Below are 14686 nucleotides of genomic sequence, written 5' to 3' on the forward strand. Positions count from 1 at the left end.
GTAATTTAACATAGAATACAAATTTATGGCCCATTTACCAGTTTCGCCCGAAAAGCTTATAGAACAGTTTGGCCCGCATTTAAATTATCCTCCCCGCGAAGGTTTTGCCGGCCGTGATGAGCCGGATAAAGCGGTAAAAACACACTGCTGTTTCTGCGGAATGCAGTGTGGTATAAAGCTATTGGTTAAAAATGATAAAGTGGTTGGTTTTGATCCCTGGGAAGAGTTTCCTTTTAACCAGGGACGTTTATGCCCAAAAGGCGTACAACGATATATGCAGAACAATCATCCAGACAGGATTTTACAGCCCTTACAACGCAATGAAGGCGTAGGCTTTACTCCGGTTTCGTGGGATGAAGCGATGGATAAAACCGTGGCTGAAATAAAACGGATACAGGAAAAATACGGAAAGAACGCTTTTTCTGTGCTGTCGGGAGTTTCGCTTACCAATGAAAAAAGCTACCTGATGGGCAAGTTTGCGCGGGTAGCATTAAAAACCGCCAATTTAGATTATAATGGTCGTTTATGTATGGTTAGCGCGGGAGCCGGAAATAAAAAAGCTTTCGGACTCGACCGTACCTCAAATACGTATGCCGACCTGGAGAAGGCAGAAGTGATTATTGTAGCGGGCGCTAACATCAGCGAAACCTTTCCGACTTTAACACACTGGGTTTGGCGTGCGCGGGACCATGGGGCAAAATTAATCGTGGTTGACCCCAGGGTAATTCCACTGGCCAGGACCGCCGATCTGCATTTACCGGTCAGGCCCGGAACCGACTCCGCTTTGTACGGCGCAATACTTAAATACCTGGCCGATCATGATATGCTCGATCATGATTTTATTGACAACCATACCACAGATTTTGATAAGGCATTGGCAGCTGTTAAGGATTACACGCTGGAATGGGCCGAAGAAATTACCGGTATTGAAAAAGCGAAAATTGAACTGGCAGCACAATGGTGGGGCAAAGCAAAAACAAGCTTTTTGTTACACGCCAGAGGTATTGAACATCATTCAAAAGGTGTAGATAATGTGCTTGGCTGTATCAATATTGTCCTGGCAACCGGCCGTATTGGTAAGCCATATTGCGGCTATGGTACTATTACAGGCCAGGGAAACGGACAGGGGGGGAGAGAGCATGGCCACAAATGTGATCAGCTGCCGGGAAATCGTGATATTACCAATCCTGAACACCGAAAGTATATAGCCGGGGTTTGGGGGATTGATGAAAAAGATATGCCCGGCAAAGGTTACACCGCCTACGAACTTATTGAGGCCATTCACCGGGGCGAAGTAAAAGGGCTGCTATCTATTTGTTTTAATCCGTTGGTTTCTCTGCCTAATAATAATTATGTGCGCGAAGCGCTGGAGAAACTGGAGTTTTATGTTTGCATTGATTTTTTTATGAATGAAACCGCCCGTCATGCTGATATTATTCTGGCGGGATCGTTACAGGAAGAAGAGGAAGGAACGGTTACTACCGCCGAAGGCCGTGTAGTTCGGATCCGAAAAGCCGTGAACCCGCCGGGACATGCACGCAGTGATACATCCATCATATTGGAATTGGCAAAAAGACTTGGTGCCGAAGATAAATTCACTTATCGTAACAGCGAAGAGTTATTCAATGAGTTAAGGGTTGCTTCAAAAGGCGGCACTGCGGATTATTATGGTATTACTTACCAAAAAATTGAAGACACAATGGGCGTTTTCTGGCCTTGCCCTACTTTGGATCATCCGGGTACACCGCGCTTATGGGAAGACAAAAAATTTGCGACTCCCGACGGTAAAGCCCACTTTAACCCGGTGACTTACCGGGATCCCGGTGAAATTACAGATGAAGAATACCCGGTAATATTAACAACCGGCAGGGTTGTATCACAATACCTGAGCGGAACGCAAACCCGCAGGATAGGTAAACTGGTTGATTTGTATCCTGAACCTAAATTAGAAATACACCCGGAACTTGCCCGGAAATATGGAATTAAACAAAATGAACTGGTGCAGGTATCTACCCGCCGAGGTACAGATGAGTTTCCTGCAAATATTGTAGAGACTATCCGCACCGACACTGTTTTTTTGCCTTACCATTGGCCTGGCAAAAAGTCGGCAAATCAGTTTACCCCGGCAACACTTGATCCGGTATCAAAAATCCCGGAGTTTAAAGTTTGCGCCTGTAACCTAAAGCCCTTGGGTGTTATATCGCCGCCATCAACGGCGTCAGGCGCGTATGCGAGTATTTAATAAATTGTAACCCGAAATTATAAGATATGCCCGTAACCAATTACAGAACAGAACAGGAATTCTTTGTAGATATGCAAAGATGTATTGGATGCAAAGCCTGTGAAATGGCTTGTTCAGAGTGTGAAACAAACGGTCACGAATCTATGATCCATGTCAATTATATTGATCGCGCCGTTACCGTACAAACCACCGTACAGGTTTGTATGCATTGTGACGATCCTGTTTGCGCTAACGTTTGTCCGGCAGATGCTATAACGAAAGATGAGTTTGGCGTAGTGCACACCGCCAATACAGCACGGTGTATAGGCTGTTCAAACTGCGTAATGGCATGCCCTTTCGGCGTCCCTAAAAAAGATGAGGCTTATGACCTGATGATGAAATGTAATATGTGTTACGACAGAACCAGCGCCGGAAAAAAACCGATGTGTGCCACCGTTTGCCCAACACAGGCACTGTATTATGGTACAAGAGAAGAAATTGCAAAGATGCGCCCAAACAGTACTCCTGTTAACAATTTTATTTTCGGAAAAGAAAGTGTGAGCACCAAAGTAAACATCATGATGCCCAAAGGAAGTACTTCATTAATTATAGACTGACATTATTTATGGCCACAGATAAAAAGGATAATCACTGGAAAGAAGATTTTCCGGTCTATCAGCTTGAATCTACCCAGGTAAGCCGACGTGATTTTGCAAAATTTTTATGCCTCGTATCTGGTGGGTTGGCCGTTGGAAGCGGGTATGTTGCCGTAAAAGCTAATTTTTTTCCACCGGATAAAATCGTGGGTGAACACTTTGTTTGTAAGAAGCATGAACTTCCGGTAGGAGGGACCCGCTCCTTTGTGATCAATGGCAGTACTATTCCTTATATCCTTATTCGTATGGAAAATGATGAGTTTAGGGCTTACGAACAAAAATGCACCCATTTATCCTGCGCGGTTTTTTATAAACCCGGCAGCGGAAAAATTGAATGCCCTTGTCATAATGGTTTGTTCGACGCTTTTACCGGCGAAGTGCTTGCCGGCCCACCGCCCCGGCCGTTACCCCGTTTAACTGTAGTGATTAAAGGGGAAGAAGTATACGTCAAAGATTTTAAACCTGATAACGACAAACCAGATCCGAATCGTCAATCCAGATCATAAGGTCATTAGCCTTTACAAACATTATAATTAAGTTATGAGTAATTTCCGCGAAGCCCAAAATCAGGCACATCCTAATAAAACCAACACACTCATGCTGGCATTGATCATGATCCTGATATTAAATGTGAGTATCCAGGTATGGCTATTGTACACCGCGCTAAATAACGCGTTGGAAAAAAATACAGATATAGCCTTCCCATCTTTTATCGCCTCATCAATTCTTTTCTTAATCGGTTTTGGCTGGTTGTATTTTTTGCCTTCGGGCCCAAGAGTAACAAAATAAGATGCTATAACCCCATTACAATAATTTTATCTTTTACCCGGTTTTTATTTAATTTTTTGGCATGCTATTCCTGTAGCTATAAATTTTTAAATCTTATCAATGTATACATGATTGGTTTACCGGTGGATGTCCGTCTGTCCGGCCTAATCTCCCCGCGTTTTAATATTTCCAAAGGTGAATGATGGCGACGCCGGGAAGCGGTGTTTAGCTTATATCCTGATAGACTTAACTCGCAGAAAGTGAACAAGCAACATGGAAATAAAGAAAGGAAAAGACCGATTGCCGGGGGCCAGAATATGAAGTGTGGGTTGCAGTACCTAACTAAAAATGTAATTCTTACATTTTATGGCTGATTTTAATTGGCTGGAGCATGATTTTTTAACATTTTATCAGGATTTTACCGGCTGCATTATTGATAGTTTGTAAAAAAACTTAAAATTTTTGTTACTTTTTTTGTCATTTTTTCAATAGGGATCGATTGTTGCTATTTGAAATAATAAAAGTTTATTATTTTTTTGATATTACTTGGTAAAACGTTTTTCTTAATTATATTTGTTAAAACCAATTGTGAAAAATACTTTATTACTTAATCGTTTAAGCTACCTGAACTGCTTGTTTTGAGATTTATGTAATCATTAAATTAACCAATATCACTGACATGAAAAACATGATTTACCTGTACCACATCTTTCAGAAGCCCATCATCTGACAGGCTTGATCCTTCGAAAAAATCTCTTGTTGAGATTTTAGGTATCAAAAATTTTATTAATTAACCTAATCACCAAAAGTGAAAAGAACGCTTGGGTATGGTCATTTTTGATGGCAAACCCGAGGGTGTATAACTATGCGCCGCTATCAAAAATATTCCTGCCGGTTATTTTTGATTTCTGTTCTTTTCGCTTGTAAATCAGCGCTATGGAAAAAGAATTACATTCTACTTAATCTAAAGGTGCATGTCATCTGCATAACTCGTTTGCAGGCATAAAAGCACATGGCCCGTTAAATCAAAAATTATTTTACAATCTAAAAGATCCATTCATTATGCGATACTTATGGCTGTGCTTTGTGGTTTTCGCAGCAATAACCACAAATGCACTTACAGGCTTAGCTAAGGGGAATGAGGGTAAAAAAAGCAAAGTAAAACGTTCTGTCTTTTATAAAACCTATATCCGTAAGGATACAACGGCAAAAGATTCATTATTAAAAGATAGTATAAATATTATTATCAAGCATACCCTATATAATAAGCTTGCAGATAGTGTAATCAAAAAGCCTTATGACCTATCCAAATTTCCGGCTGTTTCCCTGCAGCAATTGTTAAAAGGGCAATTTGCAGGGCTGTATATACAGGAACCTTCGGGCGAACCCGGTACCGTTCAAAATATGTTTATGAGAGGGGCGCCCATGCCGCTTCTTTCTCCAAGGGATGTTTACCAATCGCAGCCACTGGTTGTACTGGATGGTATTCCGCTTGTAACAGAACACCCGTTTGCATATGATATACAGCTATATAACTATAACAGGATGGGAACAGCCACCAACCCATTTGCTGGTATTGATATGAATAATATAGCCTCGGTTGAAGTGTTAAAAGATCTGTCGGCCACGGCGGTTTATGGGCCCCGCGCTGTTAATGGAGTTATTGTATTAACCTCTAAAACTCCTATCGCTGCCAAAAGCATCACTTTTGATTCGTATATAGGTTTGGCACAGCGGCCGCATGTAACCACTATAAACGGTAAGTATGAAAATGCTTTCAGACAGCGTTTTTACGACCTTTATACTACCAATGGCAGATACTCTGATGATGAGAACTATCCTATCTACCTAAGCGATTCATTAAACAATGTTTATAGCGGGAAATCAGACTGGAGCGATCTTTACTATCGTAATGCTGCAGTTTATGGTATTAACTTCGGTATTTCCGGGGGTACAGATCGTGCTAACTTCCGTTTCTCATTGGGGGATCTGAAGAATAATGGTGTTGCTGATGGAACAGTGCTAAACCGATATAGCGCCATGTTCAACATTAATATGAAACCTATCAAATGGCTTCTTTTTTCGGCTATGGTAAACGCCAACCGGATTGAGAGGCAACGAAACAGATATCTACGCGACAGATTTGCCCAGATCAACTATTTTCCAGATCTCAGCGCCCCGCTACCACCAAACAAAGAATTTTATGCCGACTACCTGGCGCAGTACAAAAAAGGCTTCGATAACAACAAAACAAATATTGTTGACGGCTATGCCAAAATAGGTATCGATCTCGGGAAATTTAAATTCGTAACCACCTTCAATTTAGATTATAATGAAGGCTACCGCGATGTATTTTATGCGCGTACCCTTTTGCAGGGCAACAGCTATGCTTCCAATTACTTTGGTTTTAGCCAAAGGATAATGGCAGATAACAGGGCAACCTATGATCTGACGGTAAATAAAGTGAACGATTTCCATTTTGAACTGGGGCAATCAACGCAATGGGACATTTATAAGTATAGCAACGCCTATGCCTACAAAGGAGTGAATGACTATATTAAGATAAACCTCCTGGATTCAAACCCGAAAAACCCGGACGGGTCTGATAACCCTAACTATCTCAATTCAACAGCCTTCCCCCGCGAATTGACCTATCGTTTTCTGGATAAGATCAAGCATAACCTGGTTTCGTTTTATGCAAAAACGGATTATTCATTCAAAGAAAAATACTTCCTGTCCGCAACGGTACGTGCTGATGGGTCCTCAAATGCTCAGCCTACCAGCCGGTGGTTCTATTCGCCGGTATTATCTGCAGCCTGGAACATTAAGAAGGAGGTATTAGATAATAGCACTATTATAAACGACCTTATTTTGCGTGCAAGCGCAGGGAGGATCGGCCGTCTTAATGCCTTTGACAACTATGCGCAGGGGCCTCAGTATACAGCATCGGTAGGGTATACCGGTAACTTAACCGTGCCTGGCTATAACGCTTTTGGTGTGCTTACCAGGCCTTACTCTACCGGTTGGATAGGTTATGGCATACCATGGTCATATTCTAATCAGCTTAATATAGGCACAGATGCCGGTTTTCTTAATAACCGTTTGCACCTTTCGGTTGATTGGTACCTGAAACAGGAAAAGAATTTGCTGATAGGTATTCCCGCTTTTGCGGAGTATGGGTATAAGCAGTCGATTGAGAGCGGTATGGCTGTAAACAATACCGGTATAGATGTATCTGTATCTGCCAATATCATGCGGAACACAAAATTTGGATGGACATCTTCTTTGAATCTAAATCATAACATCAATAAGCTCAAAGCATTACCAAGGGGCTTAAATCAGATCATTATTGATAACAGGCTTTTAAAAGTAGGCAGCCCGGTTGATCAGTATTGGTTACTGGTAAATGATGGCATTTATAAATCGGAAAGCGAAATACCAGTTGTAAATGGGCAACCACTTAAGTACAATGGCATCGCCCTGCATGCCGGCGATCCCAGATGGCGTGATATCAATGGCGACAACGTAATTGATAATAACGATAAAGTATTAAAGGGACATGCTTTACCAAAAATTTCAGGTGGTTATGATAATAATTTCAGATACGGCAACTGGAATTTAAATGTCAATCTCTATTTCAACCTGGGGCGCGACCTGATACACCAGGAAATGGCCAACCGCTTTGATTTTATTAACCGGGAAGGTAACAGCGATGTAAACTCTGTTAAAGAAATCACATTTTGGGAAAAACGCGGAGACTACGGCAAATACCCACTGTATAACCCATGGAGTACCGTTATCCCATATCGCGTTGATCAGGACCTTTTTCTTGAAAATGCTTCATTCCTGAAATTAAGAACCGTTTCCATTGGGTATGACCTAACCAAAGCAATGCGCTTAAAGAAAATCAAGCTAACCAGGTTTTATGTATATGCCACGGCAAATAATGTGTTCACCATAACCCCTTATACCGGTCAGGACCCTGAATTAGTGAATTATGATGGCTATGATACCGGTTATGGCCTGCCTATACCACGAACATATACCCTTGGTGTAAAAATGGAATTATGATATGAAAAACGATCACAAAAATCATGTTGTAAAAATGAAAAAGACATTATGTATCGTCCTGATCCTGTTTACTGCGGCAATAACAAGCTGCAATAAAACACTGGATATTGATTCAACAAGGGTTGTGGGCGAAAAAAACATGTGGAATAAGCTTGAAGATGCACGTGCCGGCTTATTAGGAGTGTATGCACTTACCCGTGCAGCCTTATCTGACAACGATGGTCACTGGCTTTATGGCGATGTACGTACAGGCGAATTTATTAGTCCGAACCGGCAGGACCTGAAAGCAATTGCAAGTAATCAGCTCAACGCCTCATATCCAACTGTTGAGGCCTTGAGCGACTGGACGAGATTTTACGCCATAATTAATGCTGCGAATATTTTCCTTGAACGTATTGGCGATGTAAAAGCCGCCGACAAGCGCTACACAGAAAACTATTTGATAGTTGATGTTGCCCAGGTGCGTTTTTTAAGGGCCTTTACCTATTTCTATATGGTAAGGATTTGGGGAGATGTACCATTCATTACCTCATCCCACGATGGCAAGTTTGAAAATCAACCCCGCGAAAGCGGCAGCAAAATATTAGTATGGGCGCAGCAGGAAATGCTTAAGGCCGCAGCCGATCTGCCGTTTGTATACAGTAACAACGATGTGCAGCAGCCCGGCAATTATTATAATGAAGATGCTACCCGCTGGGGAGGTGCTTTAGCCACGAAGAACTCAGCTTATGCGGTCCTGGCTCATTTGGCTGCCTGGCAAGGTAACTATACCGATGTAGCTACCTATACCAAGTTTGTTGAAGATAATTATGGTAAAAGCGGCATCAATTTTCAAAGCACAGAAGATCTGACCAAATCAAACGGATTCTTTTTCAATAAAAACACCAGCCAAATGTTTGGTTTTAACTCTGACTGGGGGCATATTGACGGATCGGTAACAGGCCACCTGGAAGAGTTAACCCTGGCCGAACCTGTGGTGAATAAAAAAGTGCCGGATATCTACATGCCTAAAGATACTATCCTGAAAATATTTGACTTGCCAAAGGATGAGCGCTTTAGTATAGATACGCTTGGCCAGCCCCGTACCGAAAGGTACTTCACCAATATCAATGGCAAGTACCCCATTTTTAGTAAAATAAAAGTGATACTGGGGGGCGTTTCTGATCCTAACTTCCGATACTTCACCAGTGCTTTGATCTTTACAAGGATAGAGGATATCGTATTACTCCGGGCCGAGGCACTGGCTGTTTTAGGGGATGTGAATGGGGCTGAAAATGAAGTTTTTAATATCATGACCCGCCGGGGGATGGGAGATCTTACGATAGACAGCAACCAGGACATTATTGATTTGATATTTAAGGAGCGCCATCGCGAATTGATGGGAGAGGGTCACCGCTGGTATGACCTGGTACGATACAACAAGATCAAGCAAAACAACCCGGTATTCATGAAACTCATCAATTCGCAGGGGATCTACTGGCCTGTTTCGCGTAAGCTCATCGCCCAAAATAACCTGTTAACTCAAAACCCATTCTGGAAATAAACTGATCATATATGAAAAAGTTAAAAAAATATATGAGTGCCTTAACGCCGGTGTTGATTGCAGCCTTGTTGCAAACTGCCTGCAAAAAGGATGGCGGCTACCATAATGCTACAGGCACCAACTCAAAATTTGCGGGTAATACTTATGAGTATTTAAAAAGCAAGCCCGGTGTATATGATTCATTACTGGTGGTAGTGAACAGGATGGGACTTCAGCAAACGCTCATGGACAGCAATGTTACCCTTTTTGCGGTTACTAATCCAAGTTTTCAGCTGGCAATTAATAACCTGAATACATTAAGAAGGCAAAGCGACAAAGATCCGCTGTTTTTGGCAAAAATTGATGGCGTACAGTTGGACACCATGGTGTCATATTATATTATCAGGGGTAAACGCACAACCGATTCCCTGCTGCTGCAGGACGGGCTTGATCTTTTCAGCGTACGTTTCGGATATCCTATGCATGGCAAGGTTTCCAAAATATCAGCTTCCGGCCTTACCGGTGGCGGCCCTGATCTTATTGAGTTCAGCAATACCAAACGCAGCAAGTTTATCAGAAACTGGTCAACCACTACTACCGGCTCCAATAATATCAGCACCAAAAATGGTATTGTTCATGTGGTAAGTCCCGATCACATTTTCGGTTTTGATGAATTTGTATCCCGATTAACCTTTGTTCCGCCACCGCCAAACCTAATGACCCTGATAGGTGGCAAGCTTACCGTTTTGAGAGATAACAATGGCGGTCCGGATAATGGCGAAGGCTCTAAAAAAGTAATTGACGGCGACGATCATACCAAGTTCCTGGCCGAACTTCAGGGACGGTTATGGATGCAGTTTGAGCTAAATGAACCTGCCGTATCAGGGGTATATACGCTCACATCTGCCAATGATGCACCTGAACGCGACCCCAGGGCCTGGACTTATGAGGGCTCAAATGACGGCAAAACCTGGACGGAGTTAGATCGCCGGAGCAACTTCTTCTTTGAGGAGCGATACCAGACCAAAGTTTTCAGGTGCCCTAACACCACCGCTTATAAATTCTACCGGGTGGATATTTCCGAGCTGCGTGACGGGGGCCTTTTCCAACTGGCCGAATGGACCATCAATAAAGTAAAATAAGGCATGGAAGATCAAAATATCAATACATTAAAAAAACGAAAAGAGATGCAAACATTCATAAAAATGGGATCTGTAGCTCTACTATTTGCTGCAGTCGCGCTCAGTAGTTGCAAAAAGATGTATGGCATTCCCGATGAAAAAGATTATCTGAGTTCGAATGTAAACTACAGCAATAAAGTTTTTGAACCGATTTTAGGTCGAACCACTTTGATGGGCGGGTTTAATGGAGATAACTCAACCCAACCGTTAAAGTTTGAGATCATCAACGCGCGTTTTGGTGACGGTAAGCCTGTAACAGATCTTTTTCAAAAAAGACCAACCTATGTATGGACAGCGCCCTATAACGGGCTTGAAAAGAGCCTGGCCGAGATAGAGGCAAAACGCAAGCTGGAAGATCACCCTTTATTTGAAGTGCGCTCATCGGGCGAGTTTATTATGTGGGCTTCTTCCAATAATGAGCTGATCAAGCCCAGGCCGTCTGATAGTACCAATTTTCCGCAGGATACGCGCTATTTTGACATAAAGATAACCAACACGGGTGGCAGTACTATAATTCGCGACCTGCAGGTACGCCCATTCCGCGAGCGCCCTTATGAACCTTCTGACGACTTTAACATTTACTCCGGCCTGCCTGCGCCTCATCCCAAAACGCCTTATAATCCGGCCAGCCGAAACTACATCAGGCCATTTTTAAACGGGGTAATAGGCCAGGTAACCGACATTCCGCTGCAGAGTAATGACGATAAAAAGGATGTGGTGGTTTATATCCGTCCGTTTACCGGTGGCACGGGAAATTCGTTAAGGTTCAAGTTTCTGAACAAAGACTCAGTAGAGATGAATCCGGCCCTGTTTAACGAAACTACCTGGGATAAAATAGTACATGGCTTTAACATGCAAAAAACTGCAACATATGTACAATACGATGTTGCCTATCCTATTCCTTTAGTGGAAATACCAACTGTATATGCCCCAGGAGGAACCAGGGACCATGCCGAATTTAAATATTCGCGAATTGGTTTTGGCGGCAGTAGGGTAGTGGCAAGCTTCGGGATAGATTTCGCTATATACAAAAAAGGCGACTGGGAGATAGTGTTCCATTTTTTGAAGGACAATCCAAAGTTTGAAGACGAATAACCGAATTAAAACTTATCACCATGAGAAAACACATACTATTTTATATAGTGCTTGCTGTTTGCACGATCTTATTCTGTGCAGATGTTCATGCACAAGCACAAAATATAACGGTTACCGGTACGGTAGTTGAAAAAGCTACCAATAAAATTTTACCCGGTGTAAATATCTATATGGGCAGTAAAGGCCTGATACAAACTGATTATAAGGGAAAGTTTACCGTTTCTGTACCGGCTAACAGCACACTTACTTTTACGTTTGTAGGTTTTGTTACGGAAAAAGTAAAACTTGAACCCGGGCAAAAAAACATAACTGTAACGCTGACTGAAGACAAAAAAGGCCTTAATGAAGTAATTATTGTGGCCTACCAAAACAGGAATAAAGAATCATCACCAGGCGCTGCGGTTACCTTAACCCAAAAGGACATCCAGGATGTGCCGGCATCAAACGTCGAAAACCTGCTGCAAGGAAAAGTAGCTGGTTTAAACGTTCAGAACAATACTGGTGCTCCAGGTTTCAGGGGCTCCGTTCAGGTGCGTGGTTTATCAGCCCTGAGTGTATCGGGCAGTGGCAGTGAATCGTTCCTGCAACCTACATCCCCCCTGTATATTATTGATGGGGTACCTTTAGATGCGGATAAGGCTGCTGAGTTTGGTTTTCAAACGCAGGGGCCGGGGGTAAGTCCGTTATCATTGATCCCGGTGGAGGATATCCAAAGTATACAGATCATGAAGGATGCGCAGGCAACTTCCATGTACGGATCAAGGGGTGCTTATGGCGTAATCATTATAACTACCAAGCGTGGAAATTCTAAAGTACCCCGGGTAAGGTATACGGGCAACTTCTTCGTTAACGCCGTCCCACAGCTGCGCGCAACACTGGGTGGTAATTCCGAACGCCGGGCAAAAATTCAGCAGATATTATCCAATGCAACAATTATTGATGAGTTAAGGAAATTGGGGCAAACCGGTTTCCTGGCTGATAGTTTGAACGCATATTGGAATAACTCAACAAACTGGCAGTCCATTTTTTATGGCACAACACATAACCAAAGCCATAACGTAGCCTTAGACGGTGGCAACGACCGCTTTAACTACAAAGTGAACATGGGGCTTTATTCGGAAAAAGGCGTGATCAAAAACACCGGTTTCGACAGGTATAACCTGAATATGAATATGGAGTTTAAGCCGAATGATAAATTCAGGTTCTTTGGTTCATTGTTCGGCTCGTTGGGAAGCCAGGCTAAGGGCAATGGTGTGGGCTTACTGCAACAAGGAGTGGCCTCAAACGGTCAGGCATCTACGCTGCTGCCGCCTCCTTCGTTTTATCTTTCACCAGATGGCGTAACATCAGCTTTACAAACCCAAAACAGTAACAGTACAAGAAATATCCGTACCAATATTGATGGTCGTTATGAGTTTATACCGGGATTGGCGCTATCCTCAAGCATCAGTTATGATTATACCTCAGATGCCGAATCAACCTTCACGCCCGCAGCTGCAAATGCTCAGTTTGCGCAGGTATATGATTATGAGGGCCGTAATTTCACATTATACAACCGTAACGCACTTACTTATGCCAAAACATTCAGCGCCGACCACACCATATTCATTAATACGTTTAATGAAATATATAAACAAGGCGGCCAAAGCGGTATCATCAGGCAAAACCGTATACCTAATGATCAATTGCAGGGGCCAGTAGGGTCCGACCCATATAACTCAAGAGGCGGAGGTGTATTGTCAAACTTTAAAAATGCCACCATCGCTTCATTCGCAGGCTCCTTTAACTACGATTATAAAAAGAAGTATGTACTGGAGTTATCATACCGCTTAGATGGTACATCCTCAAACGGCTTAGAGAATCCGTATTCCAAAAATCCTGCAGCCGGTTTCAGGTGGAATTACTACAAGGAAAACTGGTTTAAAAATTGGGATTGGCTCACTTCAGGAGGTTTAAGGTTAACCTGGGGACAAAATATCGTACCAACAGGCAGTTTGCAAAGTATTTACGGCTTATATAACCTTAATGGTAATTTCAACAATAATCCAACCATTGGTATTAATTATGAATTTGTGCCTAACCCGGCATTAAAGCCTACTACAACTACGCAGTACAACCTTGGGTTTGACATGACGATTTTGCAGGGTAAAGTCGACCTGACTTTTGACACTTATTATAAAAAGGTTGATAACTTGTTGTTTGATAGGTTTTTACCTAATAGTACAGGTTTTCAGAAAAAATCCAGCAATGACGTATCCATTGCCGATTATGGGTATGAGCTGATGGTAACGGTAAGGCCTTTAACCGCCAAGGATTTTAACTGGACGGTATCATTTAACGGCGCCATTAACCGCGATTACTTGCTGAGGTTACCAGCCGAATACAACGGACAATACATCAAATTTGATTATAATAACTATCAGCACATTGTTTTCAGGGTAGGTAAAAATACATTGTCAAACTACCTGCTGGTTAACCAGGGCGTTTATTCAACCGATGGTGATGTACCGGTAGACCCTGTAACCGGTAAAAAATATCAAACCGGTGGGCTTGCCTTTAAAGGCGGCGACCCGAGGTTTAAAGATGTTAACGGCGATTACATCCTCGATGACCGGGATTATGAGATAACCGGTAACTCACAACCTTTAATTACCGGTGGTATATCGACAAATATCAACTACAAAAATTTTGGATTAAATATTTATGCCTCCTATACCGCCAAGAGAACGATATTAAATAACGCGTTATCAGACAGGTTGTCGATCATGAAAGATCCTTATGCCCTGCTGGCAGCAGTTCCATTGGACGATCTGGATATATGGCGAAAACCGGGTGATCAATCCAAGTATCCTAATCCCTATGCGTTTTCGAGGTTCAATCAGATAAAGCCACTTCGTTCCGATCAAAATTTGTGGCAGGAAGAAGGCTCATACCTGAAGATCAACACAGTTACACTATCCTACATGTTTGACAAAAAGTTTGTACGAAGGTTTGGGTTCAATAACGTTAGGGTTTATTTCTCAACCAATAACTTGATCACATTTTCGGGATATAATGGCCCCAACCCCGAAAACGTGACCTCTCTGGGCCGGGATATATCAAGCGGGTACCCGGTACCGCGCACATATAATTTAGGTTTAAATATTGAACTCAATACAAGTAAATAAAACTC

General features: G+C 42.5%; 9 protein-coding genes. All 9 read left to right on the forward strand.

What is annotated here, in order from left to right; genetic code table 11:
• The first annotated feature begins 25 nt into the window (after positions 1 to 25).
• The 9 genes from ACEN82_RS08945 (at position 26) to ACEN82_RS08985 (ending at position 14681) form a co-directional block, all read left to right on the forward strand.
• A complete protein-coding gene (locus tag ACEN82_RS08945; protein ID WP_413318742.1) occupies positions 26 to 2242 on the forward strand; it encodes a molybdopterin oxidoreductase family protein in 2217 nt (738 codons plus the stop codon).
• 26 nt (positions 2243 to 2268) lie between these two features.
• Positions 2269 to 2838 (forward strand): 4Fe-4S dicluster domain-containing protein, encoded by a 570-nt coding sequence (locus ACEN82_RS08950; RefSeq protein ID WP_090527412.1) that lies wholly within the window; start codon positions 2269 to 2271, stop codon positions 2836 to 2838.
• Between the two features lie 8 nt (positions 2839 to 2846).
• Positions 2847 to 3383 (forward strand): Rieske (2Fe-2S) protein, encoded by a 537-nt coding sequence (locus ACEN82_RS08955; protein WP_413318740.1) that lies wholly within the window; start codon positions 2847 to 2849, stop codon positions 3381 to 3383.
• Positions 3384 to 3417: 34 nt separating this feature from the next.
• Positions 3418 to 3666, forward strand: a complete 249-nt coding sequence (locus ACEN82_RS08960) for a DUF6755 family protein (RefSeq protein WP_090527418.1) — start codon at positions 3418 to 3420, stop codon at positions 3664 to 3666.
• Positions 3667 to 4707: 1041 nt separating this feature from the next.
• The gene (locus tag ACEN82_RS08965) at positions 4708 to 7716 is read left to right on the forward strand and encodes a SusC/RagA family TonB-linked outer membrane protein (protein WP_413318738.1); all 3009 of its coding nucleotides are present in this window, start codon (positions 4708 to 4710) and stop codon (positions 7714 to 7716) included.
• Between the two features lie 34 nt (positions 7717 to 7750).
• Positions 7751 to 9259, forward strand: a complete 1509-nt coding sequence (locus ACEN82_RS08970) for a RagB/SusD family nutrient uptake outer membrane protein (RefSeq protein ID WP_413318736.1) — start codon at positions 7751 to 7753, stop codon at positions 9257 to 9259.
• An 11-nt stretch (positions 9260 to 9270) separates the two neighbouring features.
• Positions 9271 to 10380 (forward strand): fasciclin domain-containing protein, encoded by a 1110-nt coding sequence (locus ACEN82_RS08975; protein ID WP_495644099.1) that lies wholly within the window; start codon positions 9271 to 9273, stop codon positions 10378 to 10380.
• 3 nt (positions 10381 to 10383) lie between these two features.
• Positions 10384 to 11514: a DUF5007 domain-containing protein gene (locus tag ACEN82_RS08980; RefSeq protein ID WP_495644100.1), complete on the forward strand. Its 1131-nt coding sequence runs from the start codon at positions 10384 to 10386 to the stop codon at positions 11512 to 11514.
• Positions 11515 to 11534: 20 nt separating this feature from the next.
• On the forward strand, positions 11535 to 14681 hold the full coding sequence (locus tag ACEN82_RS08985) for a SusC/RagA family TonB-linked outer membrane protein (RefSeq protein WP_413318732.1): 3147 nt from the start codon (positions 11535 to 11537) through the stop codon (positions 14679 to 14681).
• The last annotated feature ends 5 nt before the right edge of the window (positions 14682 to 14686 follow it).

The sequence above is a fragment of the Mucilaginibacter sp. Mucisp73 genome (assembly GCF_059491465.1).

Bases quoted from the DNA above. Each gene is read 5' to 3' on its own strand.
- ACEN82_RS08945 (WP_413318742.1), top strand. From the start codon at position 26: ATGGCCCATTTACCAGTTTCGCCCGAAAAGCTTATAGAACAGTTTGGC.
- ACEN82_RS08950 (WP_090527412.1), top strand. From the start codon at position 2,269: ATGCCCGTAACCAATTACAGAACAGAACAGGAATTCTTTGTAGATATG.
- ACEN82_RS08955 (WP_413318740.1), top strand. From the start codon at position 2,847: ATGGCCACAGATAAAAAGGATAATCACTGGAAAGAAGATTTTCCGGTC.
- ACEN82_RS08960 (WP_090527418.1), top strand. From the start codon at position 3,418: ATGAGTAATTTCCGCGAAGCCCAAAATCAGGCACATCCTAATAAAACC.
- ACEN82_RS08965 (WP_413318738.1), top strand. From the start codon at position 4,708: ATGCGATACTTATGGCTGTGCTTTGTGGTTTTCGCAGCAATAACCACA.
- ACEN82_RS08970 (WP_413318736.1), top strand. From the start codon at position 7,751: ATGAAAAAGACATTATGTATCGTCCTGATCCTGTTTACTGCGGCAATA.
- ACEN82_RS08975 (WP_495644099.1), top strand. From the start codon at position 9,271: ATGAAAAAGTTAAAAAAATATATGAGTGCCTTAACGCCGGTGTTGATT.
- ACEN82_RS08980 (WP_495644100.1), top strand. From the start codon at position 10,384: ATGGAAGATCAAAATATCAATACATTAAAAAAACGAAAAGAGATGCAA.
- ACEN82_RS08985 (WP_413318732.1), top strand. From the start codon at position 11,535: ATGAGAAAACACATACTATTTTATATAGTGCTTGCTGTTTGCACGATC.